The sequence below is a fragment of the Edaphobacter sp. 4G125 genome (genome assembly GCF_014274685.1).
Classification (GTDB): Bacteria; Acidobacteriota; Terriglobia; order Terriglobales; family Acidobacteriaceae; genus Edaphobacter.
In genome coordinates, this window is the sequence record NZ_CP060393.1 from 4,132,662 (window position 1) to 4,154,740 (window position 22,079).

The window sequence follows — 22,079 nt, forward strand, 5'->3', positions numbered from 1 at the left end:
ATCAATCTTCCGTTGACTCTCCAGCCGTAGCCTCTTTCTTTACAGAACCTTCTATCGCCTCTGCCTCTTTTTCAGCACTCAATACCTGAGCCTTGGCAAAGGGATGCGGTGCCGTCGGCCCCTCTCCTATGCTCTCACCTGCGGCTTCCATCGTCTTGCCGCCCAGTGCTCCGGTAACCGCCGAATCCATCATCAGCTCGGCAAATCTCCGCGTCGCCTCGTCCAATCGTTCGATTGCCGCGCGAATCACCTTGTAGTCTCCACCCACGACCGAGGCCTTCAGCTCACCTTCAGCCTGCTCGATCTTCGCGATCTCCTCTGAGCTCAACTGCTGCCACGCCTCGTTCTTCCTACCCTTCTCCGTCGCGGCAAGAATCGTATCGGCCTCATTCTTCGCCTCGATCACCTGTCTCGCGCGAATATCTTCCTCCGCGTTATCGAATGAGGACAGGATCATTTCTTCCACTTGCTCGTCCGTCAGACCATAGGTCGGCTTCACCTCGATCTCGGCCTCTTTGCCGCTTCTCTGCTCACGCGCACTCACGTGCAGAATTCCATTGGCATCGATCAGGAACTTCACCTCGATGCGCGGCAGCCCCGCCATCATTGGAGGAATCCCCTTTAGATCGAACCTCGCCAGAGACCGGCAGTCCTTCGCCAATTCACGCTCTCCCTGAACCACGTGGATCGCCACATTCGCCTGCCCGTCCACACCCGTGGTGAAATGCTCTGTCGCACTCGCCGGAATCGTCGAATTGCGCTGAATGATTTTTGCGACCACTCCCCCCAACGCCTCAATCCCCAGAGACAGCGGGGTCACGTCCAGCAACAGCAGGTCCTCCGTTGCCTTCGATCCTCCTCCGCTCAGGATGTCGGCCTGCACCGCCGCGCCCAGCGCCACAACCTCGTCAGGATTCAATTCCGTATGCGGCTTTTTTCCTCGCGCACTCAGTTCGAAGATCTCTGCAACCAGGCTGCGCACCGCTGGAATCCTCGTCGATCCACCGACCAGCACCACCTCATCAATTGCTGACGGTTCAATCCCGGCATCCTTCAATGCCTGCTTGCACGGGCCTGCTGTCCGCGCAATGACACCGGCAATCAGTCCTTCGAACTGCTCACGAGTGATCTCCCTCAAATACCCCTTTCCGCTGGGTAGCGTCACATCCAGCCTGGCGGTGTCGGCATCTGAAAGTCGAATCTTCGCCTCGATCACTGCCTTGCGGATTGCCTGCACGATCTCGCCATTGCCCCGAACATCCTCGCCCAGGTCGCCCGCAATATCATCCAGCGCAATCGCAATCATCAGGTTGTCGATATCGTCGCCGCCAAGGTGCGTATCGCCACCCGTGGCGATCACCTCGAAGATCCCCTCGTGCAGCTTCAGGATCGAGATATCGAATGTGCCGCCGCCAAAGTCATACACGGCGATCAGGCCATCTTTGTTCTTCTGCAACCCATAAGCCAGCGCTGCCGCCGTCGGCTCGTTCACCAGTCGCAGAACTTCAAGCCCCGCAATTCTCCCCGCATCCTTCGTCGCTTGCCGCTGCGCATCGTTGAAATAGGCGGGCACAGTAATCACGGCCTTCGTCACAGGAGCGCTAAAGAACCGCTCCGCATTCTTCTTCAACTGCCCCAGCACATAGGCTGAGGCCTCCGGCGGAGTCAAGGTCTTCTCCCCCACCTTCAGCTTCAGCACCTCGCCAGCCTGCAGATTTTCCACCAGATGGAATGGGAAGAGCTTCAGCTCCTCCTGAACATCCTCGACGCCCCGTCCCATCAATCGCTTGGCCGAATACACCACCATGCTCGCGTCCCGCAGCAACGCACCACGCGCAGCATTTCCCACGACCACGCCGCTGCCGTCGATCGCCACCACCGAAGGAACCAGCCGATCACCGTCCTCCCCCGGAATCACCGTCGGCGTCTCGCCCTGCATATACGCCACCAGGGAGTTGGTCGTCCCCAAATCAATCCCTACTACGCGTTCCTCTGCCATCCAAAATCCTTTTTCTTAGCAAACTTCAATATCCACCCACTCATAAACCCTTTCCCGTCAAAGAGAAGTGTCATCCTGAGCAAGCGGAACGAGTCGAAGGATCTGCGCTCCCAGAGCCAGAAGTCACCTGCCCATCGCAACCATACTTACGAACTCTCTCTATTGTCCTACAATCACTGCATTGCAGGCCCGCCGCCTGACAGATTGATGCCCAACCTCCAGAGGCCGATGCCATGCTTTACCTTGAGCGCGCCCCACATCCCGCTCTCGTTCCTTTTATCCACACCCTCTGGTATGCTCGCGATCCTCACGCCACCCACTCCCACCAGCGTGTCCTTCCTACTGGACATTCCCAGGTCGTCATCTCGCTTGCACAGAATTACCTCACCGACGCCAACCACCCCACCGATCCTCTCCAGCCCTCCCCTCCAGGACTCTTTCTCGGCCTCTATTCCGCCTATCAGCACATCGACACCATCGACCTCGCAGAGCTGATCGGCATCTCCTTCCATCCCGGGGGAACCTTGCCCTTCTTTCCTCACACCGCCAGCTTCTTCAGCAACTGTGAAACCGACCTCGAAAGCCTCTGGGGAGCTCCCTTCCGTTCTCTTCGCGACCATCTTCGCGAACTCACTACACCAGCGCAGAAATTCGACCTCCTCGAAAAATTCCTGCTCGACCAACTCCAACATTCCCGCGTCAGCGCTCTCAACGGGATCGTTCACTACTCATTGCAAACCATCCACGCCGCACCCCATATCGCCACCGTCGCCGAGCTCGCTCGCACCACCGGCCTTAGCTCGCGCCGCCTGTCGCAACTCTTCACAGAACACGTTGGCGTCTCGCCCAAACTCTACTGCCGGATTCAACGATTCCAACATGTGGTGCAACAACTACATCGAGCGACAGAAATCCCCTGGCCTGAACTCGCCCTCGCCTGCGGCTACTACGACCAGTCTCACTTCGCCAACGACTTCCGCGCTTTCTCCGGACTCAGCCCCACCAGCTACACCACTTCCACCCGTCCCTGGAGCAACCACATCAACATTGACTAAGGCCGTTGTCTCACCCTACCAGTTCTCTTCGCAGAGTCTCCCTCAACCATGCCTCGTATTCATCTCCCGTCCAGCCTCGCTCCCGCACCAGCATCCGGAAGACTTCACGGCTTGTCAGTGTCCATAGAACAGCCCGCGCGGCCTCACGGCTCAGTTCTGGTTTCAGCAGATTCGTCCGCTCCAGTGCATGGATCACCATAACCTGCGAATCGTATCGCTGACAGTTCCGTTCATCCTCGACCGCAGTTAGCTCTGGCGCCACCATCCCCGCACCACGCAACAGATTCTCCACCGGAATCTCCGCTTCGTAGATCTTGCGCGCAAACCGAGGCGGAAACTCGATCAACTCCATCGGATCGGTCACCTTCCTCGCTGCGGTGATTAGCGCCTGGTACTCCTCTCCAAAACGCGCCTGATCCAGTAACTCCGACACAATCCCTTTCTTCGATCCGAAGACCGCATATACCGTCGGCACCGCCACTCCGGCGGCCTTTGCCACTGCGGGAATTGTCATTCCCGCATACCCGGTCTCCTCCAGAAGTCGTCTCGCTGCCTCTGCGATCCTCTTCCGAGTCTCACCAGCCTGTCGCTGCCGCACCGGCGATTCATAGACCCGCCGTTCCGGTATCTTCACTCCGCGACCCGACGCCGACAGCCTCATCGTTTTTTTTGATTTTGCTGCCACCTTTCGATCATAACGACATCTATTCGATATGTATTCATATATTGAATAGGAGAGCATACATGTCGCTTCTTCGCTTCATGCTGGCCTTAACCCTCCTGTTTCCATCACCTGTCCACGCTCAAACCAAAGGAGACCCCATGTCAGTCGCCGCCGTCGCCGATCATGCCGCCACCATTCGCCGCTTCTACGAGGAATGTCTTAATCAGCATCAATCAGAAATCCTCCCCGAAATCTTCACGCCTGATGTAATCGTTCACGCCCCGAATGGGGATGGATCAAGTTTGGCCGCCATTCAGCAGACCGTCGAACGCGTCCACGCCATGTTCCCTGATCATCACTTTGTCGTAGACGATGTTGTCGTCAATGGCGATAAAGCTGCGGCCCGTTGGACCATGACCGCCACAAATACCGCTCCTCTCGGCGGCATTCCACCTACAGGCAAGCCCATTACTCAACGCGCCGTCGTCTTCTATCGCTTTCAGGGAGACAAGATTGCCGAGTTCTGGCTGCAGCTCGATCAGATCGGAGTTTTGCGCCAGATCGGCGTCCAGATTCCCGGTGCTCCGTCCGCCTCTGCCCCACCAGCACGGTAACCATCAAAATGAATTTTTCCGGTTAAGGAGATCAGACATGCGACTCATCATTCTGGGAGCGACAGGCGGCATCGGACGCCTGCTCCTTCCACTAGCACTCGATCAGGGACATCAGGTTACCGCCTTCGTGCGTTCCCCGCAGAAGATCACTCAGACGAATCCCAACCTTCGAGTCATCGGAGGAGATCTCTTCGATTCGCAGCAGATGGCAGAGGCGGTTCGTGGCAGTGATGTTGTCCTCTCTGCTTTTGGCCCGGTTGTTCTTCGGCCTACGCATCAGCGTCGCGATTTCGGACGTGGTCTGGTTGAAGCTCTTCGCGCGGCGAGGGTCCAACGATTTATCCATGTCAGCTCGGCGTTTGTTTTCAACGATGGCGGCCTGGTCGTGAAGCTGATTGCAAATACGCTCTTTCGCAATGTCACCGTCGATCACCGAGACAGCGAAAAAGAGATGGCGCAGTCTGATCTAGCCTGGACGATCCTTCGTCCACCTCGCCTAACTAACGATCCTGCGACCAACCGCTTCCGAGTCGCTTCCGGACATCTGCCTAAAAATGGGTTCACCATTTCGCGAGCCGACGTTGCAACTTTCATGATCGAGGAGGCGATTGCACCACGCTACGTACGGCAGGTGGTCGGGCTAAGCAATTAGATAGGAACCTGCTCCTCGAAGGACTCCGGAACGCGGGAGCGGCGGCTGAGGTTCGTTAGAAGGAAGATTCCCACCAAAGCCGCTGCAGTTGAAGCGATCAACACAGCAAAGCGGACGAGAGCAAACTGAGCTTCCGTCTCAAAAGCGAGACCTGCAATAAAGATCGAAACCGTGAATCCTATGCCTCCAAGCCACGCGACTGCATGGAGTTGCTTCCAGCTCACTCCATGGGGCAGTTCTGCAAGCTTCAGCTGCACAGCGATCCAAGAGAAGAGGGTAATGCCAATGGCTTTACCGAAAACAAGTCCAAAAAAAATCCCCAGAAAGATGGGGTCCCACACGGCATCACTATTGAGATCCTTAAGGGCAACGCCTGCGTTGGCAAAGGCGAAGAGGGGCACAATGCCAAAGCTAACCCAGGGGTGTAGTGCCGCCTCCAGACGATGCAAAGGAGACTCCTGTGCCTTGCTGCTCTCCTGAGATCCATGACCGGTGGTTGGAATCGCAAAGGCCAGCAGGACTCCCGCCAGTGTGGCGTGCACTCCTGAAGCATGAAAGGTCCACCACAACAAAACGCCCGCAGAAAGATAGATGCTCAACCGTGTTATGCCCGCACGGTTAAGCAAAAGACAGCCTGCAAACAGCAGGATCGCTGCGAAGAGATAACCATAGTTCAAATGGCGCGTATACACCGTTGCGATCACCAGCACCCCCACAATATCGTCGACGATTGCCAGGGTAACGAGAAAGACCTTCAGTCCCAGTGGAATACGCCGGCCAAAGAGAGAGAGGACAGCCAGAGAGAAGGCGATGTCGGTTGCGATCGGAATTCCCCAACCATGGGCACCCTCTTTACCGCTGTTCAGGACCAGATAGATCAGTGCGGGAGTAATTACGCCTCCCAGTGCAGCCAGAATGGGCAGCAGCGCCCGACGCAGAGACGAGAGCTCTCCGGTCACAAGCTCGCGCTTGATCTCCAGCCCCATCACAAGAAAAAAGATCGCCATCAGACCGTCGTTTACAGCCTCGTGAAGGGTCCAATGGAAGCTGATCTTCCCCAATGCCACTGCGATCGGAGAGTGAAGCAGCACCCCATATAAGGGTGCGAGGGGAGAATTGGCAAGCATAACTGCTACGAGCGAAGCGATCAGCAACAAGAGGCTGCCCGAATACTCCAGTTGGATAAATTGGAGAAAAGGTGCAATCAATCGGTGCATTGGTTTCTGCCCGGTCTGCGGCAATATCTTCATTGAGAGATGCTACCGGGATTGGGAATCGCTTGCAGAGAATGGCTGCATGCAGCGCGAGCACCACAAGTAAGTGTCATCCCTGAGCGGAGCCGAAGGGCAAGACGAAGAGCCTGCCCTGAAAGGGACCTGCGATTGTCTCCTCTGGTTTTTATATTTCCGATTTTTCCAAGACAGACTCTCCTTGAAAGGAGCACTCTTCCTGTTATGACAACAACACCTCACTCCACTGCGATTCCCTGTTTGCGCTATCGAGATGCACATGCTGCCATCGAGTGGCTGATACGTGCTTTCGGATTCCAGAAGAACGCTGTCTACGATGGCCCGGACAACACGGTCGTTCATGCTCAGCTCACCCATGGCGAAGGCGGGATGATTATGCTTGGCTCCGTCGACAACAAATCCGAGTACGGCAAATTGATGGTTCATCCCGACGAGATCGGATTACGCCAGACAAGCAGCACCTGTCTTATCGTTTCTGATGCGGATGCCGTTTATGCCACCGCTAAAGCTGCTGGAGCCAAGATGCTGCTCGACATTCGCGATATGGATTATGGCGGCCGAGGATTTACCTGTCGCGATCTCGAAGGCTATGTCTGGAGTATCGGAAGCTACAACCCCTGGCAAACCTTTGCATAGTCCTCCATCGCGATGTGACATGAGGTAGCGACAGAGCTTTCGCGCCATGATACCGTCATGCAATGGAGCTCAACCCCTACGCAAAATTTCTTGGCGATCAGGAGCCGATTCCAGTCATCACTGCGACGGTCGAGCGAATCCACGCCCTCGTGGATTCGCTCTCTCCTGCCCAGGTGGATCGCAGTCCTGAACCAGGCAAATGGAGCATTCGAGAGATCGTCGCGCATCTTGCAGATTGCGAGCTGGTCTTTTCTGTCCGTCTGCGCCAGACGCTTGCAGAGGAGCACCATATCATTCAGCCCTTTGATCAGACGGTCTGGGGGGAGCGTTACGCTGCGTACGATCTGAACTCAGCCCTTGCCATGTTTACCGCAGCGCGAAACTGGAATCTCAAGTTCCTGACCACAGTCACCGAAGATGATCGGCATCGTCCTGTTACGCATCCCGAGCGTGGCACGATGACACTGTGGACGATTGTCGAGACGATGGCCGGGCACGACATCAATCACCTTCAGCAGATTGAACGGGTCGCGAAAAGCGCTTAGCGGCCCATCGACGCCTGGCCCCCTCCCCTTGCTTTTATGCAAAGTATTCATTTAGCAGACCTTAGCCGGGGACTGTATGCGTAAAATATTCCAACGAAACGACTTAATAGTCAAAATATAGAAAACAAAAGAGTTGATGGAAACCTCTATCCTGGCTGCTCTTTTCTCTTCCTCTTCCAGTATAGAAAAACGGGTAAGGTGAAACTGCACCTTTTCGAACAAGAAAAAAGTCTTATAAGTATTTTATTTTGTGCAGGATTACTTGATCGATTCGAGAACGCAGGGGTTGACAGAAATTTTGAATAGACCCGATTTGATTTGTGGCGAAGAGTCGATCTATTGTTCCGCCTCTTCGGCAAGCTCTTGGTGGTTCAAGCTTCGCTCGAATGTCACCCTCCCGCCACGGCCCCAATGACCAGGAACGGCTCTTTACCCTGAACCACCTCTTCAGGAAGAGGTGCATCCGGGGGCTCGTGCGAAAGGTCCTGCGCGCAAGCGAAGAACCTGAGGAAAGAACGACGTTGCTTTGTGGTGTGGTCGCGGATGGTGCCTTCCAGCATCGGGTATGCAGCCTCTACCGCATCCAGCACCGAGGACTGAGTTGGCGTCCCTTCCACTTCAACAGCAATCTCTCCCTTGACCCCCGCCAGAGTGCGGAGATGCGCAGGCAACTGCACCTGAATCTTCATGCGAGCGTCTGCACCTCAACCGAGAGTACGGGAGGAAGATCGCGCACAATCGGGGCCCAGCTATCCCCTGCATCCGACGAAGCATAGACCTGCCCACCTGTTGTGCCAAAGTAGACTCCGCATTTATCGAGCGTGTCCACCGCCATCGCATCGCGCAGCACGTTGACATAACAGTTGCTCTGCGGAAGTCCTTTGATCAATGGCTCCCACTCGTTGCCCCCTGAGCGGCTGCGAAAGACCTGCAGCTTGCCATCGAGTGGAAAGTGTTCGCTGTCGCTCTTGATAGGAACCACGTAGATGGTCTCCGGCTCATGTGCATGCACATCGATCACGAAGCCAAAGTCCGTGGGCAGATTCCCGCTTACCTCGGTCCATTGATCGCCGGCGTTATCGGAACGCATCACGTCCCAGTGCTTCTGCATGAACAATGTTCCGGGGCGGCTCGGGTGCATTGCGATGTGATGGACGCAGTGCCCAACCTCGGCCGTTGGATCGGGAATGAACTCCGAGCGCAGCCCTTGATTGATCGGCTTCCATGTCTCGCCGCCGTCATCGGTACGGAAGGCTCCAGCAGCCGAGATGGCGATGTACATCCGCTTCTCATTGCTCGGATCGAGAATGATCGTATGCAGACACATGCCGCCTGCGCCCGGTTGCCAATGCGGGCCGGAGCCATGCTTACGCAGTCCCGGCATCTCCTCCCAGTTCTCTCCACCATCGGTGGTGCGGAAGATCGCTGCATCCTCGACACCGGCATAAACCACATCAGGATTTTTAAGAGAAGGCTCCAGATGCCATGCGCGTTTAAACTCCCACGGATGCGGAGTGCCGTCGTACCACTGGTGCGTCCCGGGAACACCCTCGTAAGCGAACTTGTTTCCGACCGGATTCCAGGTGACACCACCATCGTCGGAACGCTGGACAACCTGTCCAAACCAGCCGCTAGTCTGCGAGACATAGATGCGGTTCGGATCCGCGGGAGAGCCCTTCATGTGGTAGATCTCCCACCCGGCGAAGTGCGGGCCACTGACCTCCCACTTCTCTCGCTTGCCATCCGAGGTGAGGATAAAAGCGCCTTTCCGTGTACCGACCAGAACCCGTACTTTGCTCATGGCGTGATGTCCTTCCGGAAGAATTTCGTGCAGCAGTCTTTATATCGCAACGGATGGAAAGCGATCGACGGGTTTCGGCACAGTTTTTCGCGCTTTTTCCTTGTGTTGGAAAGACAACAGATGCAGGTTTTCAACTGCACATCTCAACCTCATGCAAACAACACGCTTAGTTTGATTGAGTCGATGCGCGAACGATCAGGGTTGGAGGTACAAGGATGCTCTTGGGGGGCTGCTCCGGAGTGCTGCTGAGGTCAAGGGCCAACTCACCGGCGATGCGGCCCAATTCGGTCGTACCGTGATCGATTGAGCTGAGGGGAATCCGGAGGTAGTCGTTATAGGGCATGTTGCCGCAGCCGATGATGGCGATATCTTCGGGAACACGAAGGCCAGCGGCAAGCGTCGCTGCGATGGCGCCGATGGCGGTCATGTCGTTATAGCAAAAGACAGCATCGGGTCTCTCAGGAAGCGCCAGCAATTGCTGCATCGCTTCATAACCGGTCTTATCGCCACGGTCTTCCATATGAGCATCGCAAACGACCACATACTCTTCCGGAACAGGAAGCTGGGCCTCGATCATCTTGTTGCGAAAGCCTCGCAGGCGCTCGTACGACGGGCTGGTGTTGCGGCCAGCAATATGCGCGATGCGTTTGCGCCCGATCTCGATGAGATGCGCCGTCGCCAACTCACCTACCTTCAGGTCATCGGAGCCAACAAAATGCGCCGCAAGATGAGGAAAGTTGCGGTCGAAGAGAAGGTAAGGCGTGCGTTCGTCGCCCAACTCATAGAAGTTGCGCAGGTTCGGCTGACAGGAGGCGATCAGCAGAACATCGATGCCGCGCCGAAGCAGCATGCGGATCTCCTGGCGCTCGATCTCGGGATCCTCTTCCGAGGAGGCAAGGATGAGTGCGCGGCTGCTCTGACGCAGAACACCGCTCAGCGATTTGGCAAACTCCGCAAAAAAGGGATGGACCAGGTCAGGGACGACCATTCCTACGGTGTAGGTCTTCCCGCTGGCCAGACCACGCGCGAGCATGTTGGGCTGATAGTTCAGCTCCTTCATGCGCTTCAGTACGCGCTTGCGAGTCTCTTCGCCGATGTCGCTGTTTCCCCGCAGTACCTTGGAGACGGTGACAACAGACACACCGAGGTCCCGCGCGATGTCCTTGAGCCTTACTGCCATAGCAGATTCATCCTACAGGTTCGACCATAGTTAGAGCTATCTTCTTATGCCGTTATGAGCCCGCGGGAGCCTTCTGCACGTTCATCCTGTTCAGAAGATCGAGCTTTTCCGCGGCCTTCACAGATATACGCATGGAAACCCGTTCTTGTTCACCGAGCGTGAGCACAACAAAGCGCATAAAGAACTGGGTGGTCTCGGAAAACGAGATCTCGTTCCACGGGATACAAAGAGGGGGATGCCCGATTCGAAACGGGAGCAGAATCGAAAGATAAAGCGCATCGTGTGCTGCCCGTAATCGGACAATGCTTCCGTACTTTAGCCAGCTGCCTCGAAAATATACGGTCAAGAACCATGGGCCGACGCTGCGAAACTCGCCATAGGGCTCAGAGGTGGCCGTAAATCGCTTGGCCAGCGTATGCCATCCGCTGATTCGGCTCACCCCAAAGTTGGCAACGCACCAAAAGGCCACAAAGCAGAACAGAGCTAACAACGGAACGTAAAAAGGTGACGTATGCGCCATAGGAATCTCGAGCCCAGTCTAACTAACTAAACCGCGTCCTACGCCAAAGACTCCAGGCACCGGCAACCAGGCTGACTGCGAGCACGACACCGAGTCCTCCAATCCACCGGAGATCCATCTGTAGAGGAGGCACGACGGCTTTGACCCCCAGCCAGAGGAAGATTCCTGTTGCAGCCGCGACGATGGCATAGTCCCACCAGCGACGGCGCTCATCGCGGCCTCCGAATTCGTCGCCAGCCTGCGAGGCCAGAGTGCGATTGTAGTCGAGTCCATAGCGGTCGCACTCGCGCAACACAGCCTCTTCATTCGAGGTCTGTTCGCGGGACGAGGCGACTGCGGTTCCAATGGCGAGCGCGCCGAGGATCATGATGACCGAACCGGCAATGACGAGAAGGCGATGTTGAGAGTCAGCCCCTGCGAGTTCTCCAAAGACCAGCGCTCCCCAGGCCAACCCCCAGAGCTGGTTGGTATTCGAGAGAGGAATGCCGCGTCCGATACCGAGGTACTTCGCCGCAAATTGCTGAAAGAGATCGCCGATCACCCAAACGAATCCGCCCAGAAAGAGCCAGAAGACCAGACCGGGCTGGTGGAACAACTGGAAGGACGGCGAGTGCAGGCCGCCATCGAGTGCGAGCGTGAGTCCGAAGACGGTTCCCAGTTCACCGACCGTAAAAGCTGTGACAAACGAGAGCGGGTTCATGCCGCTGATGTACGCCTTGCGATAGGGAACATACATTGTTCCCCACATCAGGCTGGCTCCGGCAGCGGCAAGGATGCCGCGAAGAGCGTGTTGTCCCGCGGAAGCCTGCCCGTGCAGCGTGCTGAAGCCCAACATGATGGCGGCGACGACGATCCCCACAGTCCCCAGGACGACCTTGCTGATGTTCTTTGCGTTTGCTCCCTTTAGCTCTTTGAAGAGCACGCGCCCCCAGAAGAGGCCGATCAGGGAATTGGCATTCCACAGCGGAAACGCGACGGCCAGACCAACATCGCGGATGGCAAAGACCGTTAGGGTATTCGCGACTGCCCAAAGTGCACCAGCCAGCAAAGCCCACACGATCAGGTGCTTCTTCTCCATCAGGTCCGTGAAGACATAGCCGGTCCCTTTGAGCAAAGTCGGGAAGGTCCAGCGCGCCGTAAAAACGCCCGCAACCATGCAGAGCGAGACGGCAAATGGCGACAACCCTGCGTTAACCAACTTCGTGGGAGCCTCAGCTGCACCCAACCATACCCCCGCAGTCAGGCCGCAGATGACTCCCAGCCCATGCAGCGACAAGCCATGTTGTTTTGTTTTCTCCACTACACTCGCCACCCGTCTCACCTCGCCTTACCTCAGGGGCTCAAGCCCCTTTCCAATAAATAAGGTCCTCTGCGGCACGGCTGAAGCCGTGCCCTTAACAGAACTCTTTAGTGCAATATCACCAACAGAACTACACCCGCTAACAAAACAAAAAATGGCACTAAAAAGTGGCTATCGGTCAGGATGGTTTTGGTTGATCGGGCAAACCCCATGCTTCTCCTTCTCTCTTTCCGGCTTCTACGTTAGCGGTAACTTTCGCTCAACCCTATCGGTCAGGATTCACCGCTGTCAACCGAAGAATAACGTCTCGTCGACCTCTTTTCTCAGGGAACAAAACGCAGCCTTCAGAATCCCACAAAAAATCTTCATAACCGCAACTGCATTTCCTTGTCTAATGCGCTGAATGGAAGGAAACGACCACGCGATGATCCGGGCAGTACTGGCCGGAGACAAAAACGCCTATGGCACGCTCGTCGCTCGCCATAGCCAGAACGTCTTTCGCGTGGCCTTCCGGATCACCGGCAATGAGGCGGACGCCGACGAGGTTGTGCAGGAAGCTTTTCTGCGCGGCTATCAGAGGCTCCAGAGCTTCGAGTCGCGATCTGAATTTGGAACCTGGATCTACCGCATCGCCGTGAACTGTGCACTCAACATGATCAACAAACGCAAAGTCGAAGCAACATACCAGATCGGAGAAGAGACCGATCCTGAGCAACATCAAGTGCAGGTCGCAGATGCCGCTCCCAGCCCAGAGCGCAGCCTGTTGAGCCGTGAGATTGAGGCGCTGCAAAAAACCGCCATGCGCACTCTGACCCCAACCGAGAAGACTGCCTTCCTGCTGCGGCATATGGAAGGGTGCAGCACCGGTGAGATCGCCGAAACGCTCCACATTGCTCCCAACGCTGCCAAACAAGCTGTCTTTCGCGCCGTGCAGAAGCTGCGCCGCAATCTGGCTCCTCTACGGGTGACCCCATGAGACATCTGACTGAAGAAGAACTGATCGCTCACTATTACGGCGAGCCCGAATCACCCGCCGCTGTCAGCAAGCATCTGCTCGAGTGCCAGGAGTGCGCACAGAGTTATGCGGCACTCGATCGCGATCTTACGGAGATCAAGCCGATCCCCGTTCCTCTGCGCGATGCAGCTTATAGCGAGCAGGTGTGGCAGTCGATCCGCGGATCGTTGCCGATTTATTCGCCGCGGCCAAAGAAGTCGTTCCGGGGATGGCTCACGCTGAATCCCTGGGCCTTAGCCGCCGCGACGGCTTGTCTCCTCATCGCGGCGGCCTTTTTCGCCGGCCGTCAGTGGGAGCACCGCAACGCGACAACAGCTGCGAACCTCACCAACTCGGAAGGCGCAAAAGAGCGTGTGGTGCTGGTGGTGCTTGGCGATCATCTGGACCGCTCTGAGCGGCTTCTGGTGGAGCTGAAGCACGCCGATCCTTCTATCGAGGCGCCGCTTCAAGCTGAGGCACGCGACCTGCTCTCAGCAAATCGCTTGTACCGCGAGAGCGTAAAGCAGACCGGCGATCCGACGATGGCGGCAGCGCTCGACCACCTGGAGCGCGTTCTGGTTGAGGTTGCCAATGAGCCTGCCGGCCTTTCCCAGGCCCGGCTCGACGAACTGCAAAAAGAGATGAACACCGACGGCCTTCTCTTCCAGGTCCGTGTCCTCCGCTCTCGCGTTCGCGAAAACGCGCAGGGAGATGCGGAACGGAAGCAAACTACGTCGGCAGTAACGAAAGGGGTATCCATCTAATGAAAACCAAATTTCTTCTTCCGGCAACACTGTTTGCTTCTCTGCTCTCTGTGCCCGTAACTCTCACCGCTCTTGAGCCTGCAACGCTGGAACCGCTACCCCATGCAGGAGATATCTATGCTCCCGACGACCAGAACAGCCCTTACGCTGAGGGCACACGCGCCATCAACGAGGGACGTTGGTCCGATGCGGGATCAATCTTCTCAAAGATTGCATCGCAACGTGGAGACCGTGCCGACGCAGCACTCTACTGGAAGGCCTACGCCGAAAATAAAGAAGGGCAATCCGCCCGTGCCCTAGAGACCTGCGCGGACCTTGGCCGAAGCTATTCCAAGAGCCGCTGGATTACAGAGTGCGATGCCCTTCGCATTGAGATTCGCGGCGCAAGCGGAAATCCGGTTCAGCCGCAGTCCACACCGGATGACGACCTGAAGATGCTGGCCCTGAATGCGCTGATGCAGCAGGACGAAGGCCGGGCCATGCCGATTCTCCAGCAGATCCTCCAGAAGCCGGGTCCCGACAAACTCAAAGAGAAGGCCCTCTTCGTGCTGGCCAACAGCAATACTCCGGAAGCACAAAACGCCATCGCCCAGATTGCGCGTGGCCAATCGAACCCTCAGCTTCAGGTTCGGGCGATTCGCATGTATGCAGCGATCAAGGGCAAACAGTCAACCTCCATGCTCAGCGATGTGTACCAGCATTCGTCAGATGAAGCAGTGAAGCGCGCCATCTTGCAGTCGTATCTCGTCTCCGGCTCTCCGGACAAGCTGATGGAAGCTGCTCGCGGCGAGCAGAATCCCAACCTGGTCAAGGCTGCGATCCAGTCTCTGGGAGCGATGGGGGCCATCTCTGATCTTTCCACGCTCTATCGCGACAAGAAGGACACGCAGGCGCGGACGGCCATCCTCAATGCCCTGGTCGCCGCTGGACCAAAGGGCTCCGAGATGTTGAATACCATCGCCACCACGGAACAAGACCCAGAATTGCGTCGCAGAGCGATCCGCAATCTCGGAGTCACGGGAGGGAAAGCCGCTGCTCCTTCTCTAGTCGCTGCCTATCAGAGCAGTTCTGATGTCGAGTCGAAGAGGGCTGCTCTCGATGGGCTGTTCATCTCCGGCGATGCGACCGATCTCGTTTCTCTTGCCCGCTCCGAAAAGAACCCCGAGCTGAAACAGGCCATCGTCTCCAAACTCAGCATCATGCACAGCAAAGAAGCTACCGACTACATGATGGAGATTCTCAACAAATAGCACTGCCCCGAACGAAGGAGTGTACTTCGATGAACAGCCATCTTGCCATTGCCCTGCTCCTCAGCGCGTCTGCAGTCGCCTTCTCGGGACAGCAATCCGGTCAGCCGCGCGTCTCTGATACGCAGTTCAGCACCGAGGCCGTAGGCCCGGGACTGTCCGCGACGGTGACGCGATTTCAGCACTCCAACCAGCCTCTATGGATTGGATATGAAGTTCCATCTCTTGCACGAAGCCATTCATCTTCATGTAGCGATTCATATGGCTCCTCGTCTGACGATGGATGCTGCGGTGAATATCGACTCGAAGGCTCGCGAGACAGTTTGATTGAAACGACACAGAAGTCCGAACCCGGCAGGATGTATGTACTGCTGCGGCTCGATCATGGAGCTATCGTCAAGGTTCGCCCCGTCAACGCAGGCTGCCGCCTCAATGCCGGCGGCGTTCCCTTTACCTGGATCACAGGAGTGCAACCTGAAGACAGCGTTCGCTATCTCGCGCAGCTTGCCAGCCAGCCGCAAGCCGAAAATCGTGTAACTGAAGGCTCACTCGCTTCTTTGGCGATGCATGCGACTCCAGCAGCTACTAATGAACTGTCCACGCTCGCTTCTCCGCCAAGCGCCACACGGCTACGCGAAAAGGCTGCCTTCTGGCTCGGAGCCGAGCGCGGACACGACGGCCGGCTTGTTCTCGAGAAGCTTGTGCGCACCGAGCAAGACCCGAAGCTCCGTGAGAAGCTGACTTTCGATCTCTCTATCAACAAAGACCCAGCCTCGACCGATGATCTGCTTGCCCTCGCCAAGTCCGATACAAACCCCGGAGTTCGTGCCCAGGCAATGTTCTGGCTCGCCCAGAAGGCAGGCAAGAAGGCCACCGAGGCGCTAACCAATGCCATCGAGAACGATCCGGACCAGCAGGTCAAGAAGAAAGCCGTCTTCGCGCTAAGCCAGCTTCCGAAGGATGAAGGGATTCCACAACTGATTCATGTCGCCCAGACCAACTCCAACCCGGCAGTCCGTAAGGATGCCTTCTTCTGGTTGGGCCAATCCAAAGATCCCCGAGCGCTGGCTTATCTGGAATCCGTACTGAAACAGTAAGAGAATCAGAGACTTCGAGCACTGCCAACTTGGCCCTCCGTTCGCGGAGGGCCAAGTTGCGTTAGACTCCCTCTGTCCAGCTTTACCGCTACCGTGACTCATCTAAAAAGAGAGAGCGGAGACAAAAGCTCGTATCACCCTTTTCCGAGAACTGGCCCACGATCCCATCCCAAGAACTGCCACGCATTGAAACAGCCTCAATCAGGAGCTGTATACGATGACCGTTTCGACCTGCCTCTCGGCATTGCGCATTCCGTTCAAAGCACTTCTCGTTTCCCTCTTCGCGATTCCTCTTCTTCATGCTCAATCTGCGAAGGAGGTCTCCGACATTCTCCATACACTCTCACCTCAGTCGCAGAAGATCGTAGAGCGCATGGCCTCCTTTGGCGATCTTCCCGGAAATGAATGGCGCTATCACGTTGGCGATCTGCAACATGGAGAAGACCCGACGCTCGACGACTCCGGATGGCCGACGGCGAAACCGCGCAGCAAGGCTTCGAACGAAGCGATCTGGTATCGCCGCCTGATTGAAGTTCCCAAGACTCTCAATGGATACGACTTGACCGGCGCGCGCATTTGGTTCCAATTCCGCGCCAACGCGAATGGACCTGTCCCAGAGATCGTCTACTTCAATGGGCGTCGCGTGGCGATGGGGGATGATCTCGAACCGATCATTCTCTTCGATCAGGCCAGACCTGGCGATAAAGTCCTGGTCGCGGTCAAACTGCCCCAGACCGTCGGCGCTAAAACCTTCGTGTCTGTCTCGACACACATCGACTTCGCAAAAGGTCGTCCGAACCCCTCTGACCTAAGGCTAGAGTTCCTCTCCACCGCGGCGCTTCTACCCTCACTCTCGAAACAACCTGCGCAGGACATGGCCACGTTGGAACAGTCGATTGCGACCGTCGATCTCGCGGCTCTGGATGCGAACAACCAGCAAAAATTTGATTCTTCGATGGATGCGGCCCGGCAAAAACTCGAGACCTTGAAGCCGCTGCTGCAGCAAGCGACCTTTCACTTAACCGGGAATTCACACATCGATGCCGCCTGGCTCTGGCCCGCCTCAGAAACCGTCGACGTGGTGAAGCGAACCTTCTCGACGGCGCTACAGCTAATGAACGAGTATCCCGATTACACCTACACGCAATCGGCTGCAGCCTACAACCAGTGGATGGCAACGAAGTATCCTGCGATCAATGACGAAATCAAGAAACGCATCAAGGAAGGCCGGTGGGAGATCGTCGGCGGCATGTGGGTCGAACCCGACCTCAACATGCCAGATGGAGAATCGCAGGTTCGCTCACTGCTGGTAGGAAAACGCTGGCTCAAGAAAGAGTATGGCGTTGATGTGCGTATTGGCTGGAATCCCGACTCATTCGGATATAACTGGCAGCTTCCCCAAATCTACAAGCGTTCGGGCATGGACTACTTCGTCACCCAGAAGATGACCTGGAACGATACCAATCAACTTCCCTTCAAGCTCTTCTGGTGGCAGTCTCCGGATGGGTCAAAGGTGCTGACCTACTTTCCGCAGGGCTATGGGAATAACAACCTGAATCCTGTACGACTCTCGGCTGACCTTGCCAAGGCTCGCGAGCGAGCGCCCGGCATGGAAGAGATGATGGACCTCTATGGCGTGGGTGATCACGGTGGCGGTCCGACCCGCGCCGTCCTCGACGAGGGGAACCACTGGGCAAAGGACGGCATGATCGTGCCGAAGATGGAATTCGGTACCGCGCAGAATTATTTCAGCTCTGTCGAGAAAGAACTTTCGTCGAATTCGCCGGTGTGGAACTATGCCTCGATCGCGAAGGGCTACAAGCCTCCCGCCGCAGAGGCTGGAAAGATCAGTATTCCGACATGGGACTCGGAGATGTACCTCGAGTTCCATCGCGGAGTATTTACAACGCAGGCTCAGCACAAGCGCAATATGCGCGAGAGCGAGGAAGAGACTCTCAACGCTGAAAAGTACGCCTCGCTCGCCTGGTTGCGCGGCAAGGCTTATCCTGACGACCAACTCACAGATGCCTGGAAGACGATTACCTTTAATGACTTCCACGATCTTGCTGCCGGTTCGGGTATCGGCGTCATCTACAAGGAAGCGCAAGCCGAGTTCGACAAGGTCCGTCTGGAGACAGATGCAATCTCGTCAAATTCACTTCACGCGCTTGCCTCGAACATCAACACGAAGGCCGCAGGCGACGTTCCTGTGCTGATCTTCAATCCGCTGGCATGGTCACGCTCAGGGCTCGTAACCGTCAACGTACAACTGCCCAGTGCATCCAGTAACGGAATCTCGCTGCTGGATGAACACAACAAGGTTGTTCCAACTAAGGTTCTCTCCAGCGATGAGAAGACTGGTGCATACAAATTGCTGGTCCAGGCAGACGATGTGCCTTCTCTCGGATACAAGGTTCTTCACGCCGTTGCTGGAGAAAAACCCTTCAAGAGCGATCTGAAGGTCAGCGGGACCACAATGGAAAACGATTTGCTGCGTGTAGAGGTCGATCCCAAGACCGGCTGCATCACCAGCCTTTATGACAAGCAAGCGAGGTTTGAATCGTTGGCCAAAGGAGCCTGTGGCAACCAGCTTCAGACCTTCCATGATCTTCCGGCACGATATGACGCCTGGAACATCGATCCTGGCACGCTCGACCACATGATCCCCATCGACAAAGTCGACTCCGTCGATGTGATTGAGAAGGGACCGATGCGCGCCGCAATCCGCGTCACCCGCACCTGGCAGAGCTCGAAGTTTGTGCAAGAGATCGAACTCTCTGCTCACAGCGACATGGTCGATGTCGTCAACGATATCGATTGGCACGAGACGCATGTTCTGCTCAAGGCAGCATTTCCACTGGCGGCCTCCGGCCCCATGGCAACCTATGAGATTCCCTATGGGACCATCGAGCGGCCCACGACGAGAAACAACTCCTGGGAGAAAGCACAGTTTGAAGTCCCTGCCCTTCGTTGGGCCGATCTTGGCGATAGCCAGCGCGGCTTCAGCTTAATCAACGAGGCGAAGTACGGCTACGACGCCGAGGGTAATACTCTGCGGCTTACGCTGCTGCGTTCGCCTACCTCGCCCGATCCCGACGCAGACCGCGGCCATCAGCACTTCAGCTATGCTCTTTATCCACATGCTGGAAATTGGAAGCAGGCCCTTAGCGAGCGTCACGGTTACGAATATAACTACAAACTGCGGGCCCAGCAGGTAGTGCCTCACACTGGCTCACTTCCGTTGGAGCACTCCTACATCGCGGTTGCGCCAGAAAACGTCGTTCTAACCGCAGTCAAAAAGGCTGAGGACAAGAATGGTCTGATCTTCCGCGTCTACGAGTGGGCAGGAAAGCAAAGCGACGTCACCTTCACAGTTCCGCCGGGAGCAACTTCAGCCACCGAGACCAACCTAATGGAGAAGGCGACAGGTTCGCCGCTCGCAATATCGGGAGACAAGGTTACTGCACACATCAATCCATACGAAATCCTCACGGTGCGGATCGATTACCCGAATCCATCGAAGTAATCGAACGGAGTGGAGAAAATGACGAGCAACCATTGATAGGATCGATGTGTGATCGACCGTCGTCATTTTCTGAAACTCTCTGGCATGGCGACAGCAGAATTGCTGAGCCGACAAGCAACTGCCCTTGCTTCGCCGGACTACTCCCTAACGATTGGCTCCGCTTCGATTGAGATCGCTCCTCGTCGATTCATCAAGACCACCGCCTATAACAGGCAAGCCCCCGGCCCTTTGCTGCGAATGAAAGAGGGCGTCCCGGTCACAATCGACGTTTCGAATCAAAGCAGCGACGACGAGATCGTGCACTGGCATGGTCTCTTTCTACCGCCCGAGATCGATGGGGCCATGGAAGAAGGAACGCCGCATATTCCTGCGGGAAAGAGTGCGCGCTACACCTTCACGCCGGAGCCTGGGGGATTTCGCTGGTACCACACCCACACCTCGGCAAAAAACAATCTGAAGAAGGCCCTATACAGCGGACAGTATGGATTTCTATGGATTGAGCCGCGCGAGAATCCTGGCCGCTACGATCAGGAGTTCTTCCTCGCCCTACACGATTGGGATGGCTCTCTTGTGGGCAGCGATGACGGCTCGATGAATCCGGTCTACAACTACTCGACCATCAATGGAAAGACGTTGGGCTTCGGTGAGCCGCTACGAGTGCGACAGGGACAACGCGTCGTACTGCATATCGTCAACACCAGCGCGACCGAACCGCATTGGCTGGCGCTGGCAGGTCATCAGTTCAAGGTAATGGCACTCGACGGCAATCCCGTGCCCTCACCCCGCACAGTATCCATGTTGCATCTGTCTCCTGCGGAGCGCGTTTCCGTTGAAGTCGAGATGAACAACCCCGGCGTGTGGGTTCTGGGTGAGGTTCGCAAACACGTGCAGGCAATCGGCATGGGGATTGTCGTCGAGTACGCAGACCGTTCTGGAAAACCGGCCTGGCAGCAGCCTCAGATGCTCAGGTGGGATTATCTTGTGTTCGGAGCAACCGCCCCCGACGAATCTTCACGTGAAATTAAGGCAGAAGTGATTCCCTTGACCTTTACGTCGAAGTTCATTGGACATGGAGCCATGGATCGATGGATGATCAATGGCCGTTCGTTCCCCGATACCGAAACCATTTCGCTGAGGTTGGGCCAACGCTATCGATTGGCCTTCAAAAATAAAAGCATGGACGACCATCCTGTTCACCTGCATCGCCACACCTTTGAACTTCGCAGCATGGCGGGACGCGCGACACGCGGGATTATGAAGGATACGGTCCTGGTCAAAGCCGGAACCGAAGCGGAGGTCGAATTCACAGCAAACATGCCGGGGCTTTCACTGTTTCACTGCCATCAGCAGGACCACATGGACATGGGATTCATGATGCTTTTCCGAGGCTTATGAGTCTTATCGAAAGAATGGGAATAGATTTGCAGATTCGACAGACATTTTTGAACTGGATTGCATGCTTCGCGCTGCTCTGCGCTTTTGCGCCGTCCCCGGCAAAAGCACAAGGCAATTATGAGATTCAGGTATATGCCTCTCCTACCGTGCCACCCAAGACCACGATGGTGGAGCTGCACTCGAACTTCACGCCTGAGGGTTCAACAAAGACCAATGACGGAACCTATCCCACGAATCATCAACAACACGAGACCCTTGAAATTACGCAGGGGATCAATGACTGGGCCGAGGTCGGTTTTTATGTCTTTACCAGCTGGCAGAACGGGCATGGCGTGCAATGGGTAGGCGACCATATTCGTCCGCGGGTGCGAGTGCCCGACTCCTGGCACTGGCCGGTGGGGGTCAGTCTTTCAACAGAGATTGGTTATCAACGTTCGCAATACTCCCCCGACACGTGGACATGGGAGATCAGACCTATCGTCGATAAATCCATCGGCCGCTGGTATATGGCGGTCAATCCGGCACTCGAACGCACCTGGCACGGCCCGGATACGAACCAAGGGATAGGCTTCGCTCCCGCCGCAAAGATCGGGTATGACTTTACTCGTAAGATCTCGGGCGGCCTGGAGTACTACGGCAACTTTGGACGCGTATGGTCGTTCAGCGCGCTACACGACCAGCAGCAACAGCTCTTTGCCGTAACCGATCTGAATGTATCGCCCAAGTGGGAGTTCAACTTCGGCGTCGGTATGGGAGCTACGGCTTCGACCGACCACCTGATCATCAAGGCCATTGTGGGGCGTCGCTTTAACTGGGGCAAACAATCACCTGTGGAATAAC

At 56.2% G+C, this 22,079-nt stretch carries 20 protein-coding genes; 12 read left to right on the forward strand and 8 right to left on the reverse strand.

What is annotated here, in order from left to right; genetic code table 11:
- Position 1 precedes the first annotated feature (1 nt).
- A complete protein-coding gene (gene hscA, locus H7846_RS17360; RefSeq protein ID WP_186694002.1) occupies positions 2 to 1,999 on the reverse strand; it encodes a Fe-S protein assembly chaperone HscA in 1,998 nt (665 codons plus the stop codon).
- A gap of 233 nt (positions 2,000 to 2,232) precedes the next feature.
- Here hscA and H7846_RS17365 point away from each other — a divergent pair, with 233 nt between their 5' ends.
- Entirely contained in the window at positions 2,233 to 3,054 is an 822-nt protein-coding gene (locus H7846_RS17365) for an AraC family transcriptional regulator (RefSeq protein ID WP_186694003.1), read from the forward strand.
- Between the two features lie 10 nt (positions 3,055 to 3,064).
- Here H7846_RS17365 and H7846_RS17370 read toward each other — a convergent pair whose 3' ends face one another.
- Positions 3,065 to 3,715 (reverse strand): TetR/AcrR family transcriptional regulator, encoded by a 651-nt coding sequence (locus H7846_RS17370; RefSeq protein ID WP_186694005.1) that lies wholly within the window; start codon positions 3,713 to 3,715, stop codon positions 3,065 to 3,067.
- An 83-nt stretch (positions 3,716 to 3,798) separates the two neighbouring features.
- Between H7846_RS17370 and H7846_RS17375 the strand changes: the two genes are divergently transcribed.
- Together H7846_RS17375 and H7846_RS17380 are read left to right on the forward strand one after the other, a co-directional pair.
- A complete protein-coding gene (locus H7846_RS17375; protein WP_186694007.1) occupies positions 3,799 to 4,332 on the forward strand; it encodes an ester cyclase in 534 nt (177 codons plus the stop codon).
- A gap of 37 nt (positions 4,333 to 4,369) precedes the next feature.
- Entirely contained in the window at positions 4,370 to 4,984 is a 615-nt protein-coding gene (locus H7846_RS17380) for an NAD(P)-dependent oxidoreductase (protein ID WP_186694009.1), read from the forward strand.
- Here the strand turns inward: H7846_RS17380 and nhaA are convergent.
- Positions 4,981 to 6,201, reverse strand: coding sequence for a Na+/H+ antiporter NhaA (gene nhaA / locus H7846_RS17385; RefSeq protein WP_186694011.1), 1,221 nt, complete (start codon positions 6,199 to 6,201; stop codon positions 4,981 to 4,983). The genes H7846_RS17380 and nhaA overlap by 4 nt on opposite strands.
- A gap of 237 nt (positions 6,202 to 6,438) precedes the next feature.
- Here nhaA and H7846_RS17390 point away from each other — a divergent pair, with 237 nt between their 5' ends.
- Together H7846_RS17390 and H7846_RS17395 are read left to right on the forward strand one after the other, a co-directional pair.
- Entirely contained in the window at positions 6,439 to 6,870 is a 432-nt protein-coding gene (locus tag H7846_RS17390) for a VOC family protein (RefSeq protein WP_186694013.1), read from the forward strand.
- Positions 6,871 to 6,932: 62 nt separating this feature from the next.
- The gene (locus H7846_RS17395) at positions 6,933 to 7,415 is read left to right on the forward strand and encodes a DinB family protein (RefSeq protein ID WP_186694015.1); all 483 of its coding nucleotides are present in this window, start codon (positions 6,933 to 6,935) and stop codon (positions 7,413 to 7,415) included.
- Between the two features lie 389 nt (positions 7,416 to 7,804).
- Here the strand turns inward: H7846_RS17395 and H7846_RS17400 are convergent, their stop codons facing one another.
- From H7846_RS17400 to H7846_RS17420, 5 genes are all read right to left on the reverse strand, one after another.
- Entirely contained in the window at positions 7,805 to 8,104 is a 300-nt protein-coding gene (locus H7846_RS17400) for a MoaD/ThiS family protein (RefSeq protein WP_186694016.1), read from the reverse strand.
- The gene (locus H7846_RS17405; protein ID WP_186694018.1) at positions 8,101 to 9,216 is read right to left on the reverse strand and encodes a WD40/YVTN/BNR-like repeat-containing protein; all 1,116 of its coding nucleotides are present in this window, start codon (positions 9,214 to 9,216) and stop codon (positions 8,101 to 8,103) included. The genes H7846_RS17400 and H7846_RS17405 overlap by 4 nt, the downstream gene beginning before the upstream one ends.
- Before the next feature lie 166 nt (positions 9,217 to 9,382).
- A complete protein-coding gene (locus H7846_RS17410) occupies positions 9,383 to 10,396 on the reverse strand; it encodes a LacI family DNA-binding transcriptional regulator (RefSeq protein ID WP_186694019.1) in 1,014 nt (337 codons plus the stop codon).
- Between the two features lie 52 nt (positions 10,397 to 10,448).
- Positions 10,449 to 10,916: a hypothetical protein gene (locus tag H7846_RS17415; protein WP_186694021.1), complete on the reverse strand. Its 468-nt coding sequence runs from the start codon at positions 10,914 to 10,916 to the stop codon at positions 10,449 to 10,451.
- Positions 10,917 to 10,938: 22 nt separating this feature from the next.
- On the reverse strand, positions 10,939 to 12,216 hold the full coding sequence (locus tag H7846_RS17420) for a GRP family sugar transporter (protein WP_255460719.1): 1,278 nt from the start codon (positions 12,214 to 12,216) through the stop codon (positions 10,939 to 10,941).
- A gap of 424 nt (positions 12,217 to 12,640) precedes the next feature.
- Between H7846_RS17420 and H7846_RS17425 the strand changes: the two genes are divergently transcribed.
- The 7 genes from H7846_RS17425 (at position 12,641) to H7846_RS17455 (ending at position 22,078) form a co-directional block, all read left to right on the forward strand.
- Entirely contained in the window at positions 12,641 to 13,192 is a 552-nt protein-coding gene (locus tag H7846_RS17425) for an RNA polymerase sigma factor (RefSeq protein WP_255460720.1), read from the forward strand.
- Positions 13,189 to 13,974 carry a hypothetical protein gene (locus H7846_RS17430; protein ID WP_186694025.1) on the forward strand — a complete coding sequence of 262 codons (786 nt, stop codon included), beginning with the start codon at positions 13,189 to 13,191 and terminating at the stop codon, positions 13,972 to 13,974. The genes H7846_RS17425 and H7846_RS17430 overlap by 4 nt, the downstream gene beginning before the upstream one ends.
- The gene (locus H7846_RS17435; RefSeq protein ID WP_186694027.1) at positions 13,974 to 15,224 is read left to right on the forward strand and encodes a HEAT repeat domain-containing protein; all 1,251 of its coding nucleotides are present in this window, start codon (positions 13,974 to 13,976) and stop codon (positions 15,222 to 15,224) included. Before H7846_RS17430 ends, H7846_RS17435 begins: the two co-directional genes overlap by 1 nt.
- 29 nt (positions 15,225 to 15,253) lie before the next feature.
- Entirely contained in the window at positions 15,254 to 16,318 is a 1,065-nt protein-coding gene (locus tag H7846_RS17440) for a HEAT repeat domain-containing protein (protein WP_186694029.1), read from the forward strand.
- Positions 16,319 to 16,535: 217 nt separating this feature from the next.
- Positions 16,536 to 19,844, forward strand: coding sequence for an alpha-mannosidase (locus H7846_RS17445; RefSeq protein WP_186694031.1), 3,309 nt, complete (start codon positions 16,536 to 16,538; stop codon positions 19,842 to 19,844).
- Between the two features lie 48 nt (positions 19,845 to 19,892).
- Positions 19,893 to 21,239 carry a multicopper oxidase family protein gene (locus H7846_RS17450; RefSeq protein ID WP_255460722.1) on the forward strand — a complete coding sequence of 449 codons (1,347 nt, stop codon included), beginning with the start codon at positions 19,893 to 19,895 and terminating at the stop codon, positions 21,237 to 21,239.
- Positions 21,240 to 21,286: 47 nt separating this feature from the next.
- A complete protein-coding gene (locus H7846_RS17455; RefSeq protein WP_186694033.1) occupies positions 21,287 to 22,078 on the forward strand; it encodes a hypothetical protein in 792 nt (263 codons plus the stop codon).
- Position 22,079: the final 1 nt, after the last annotated feature.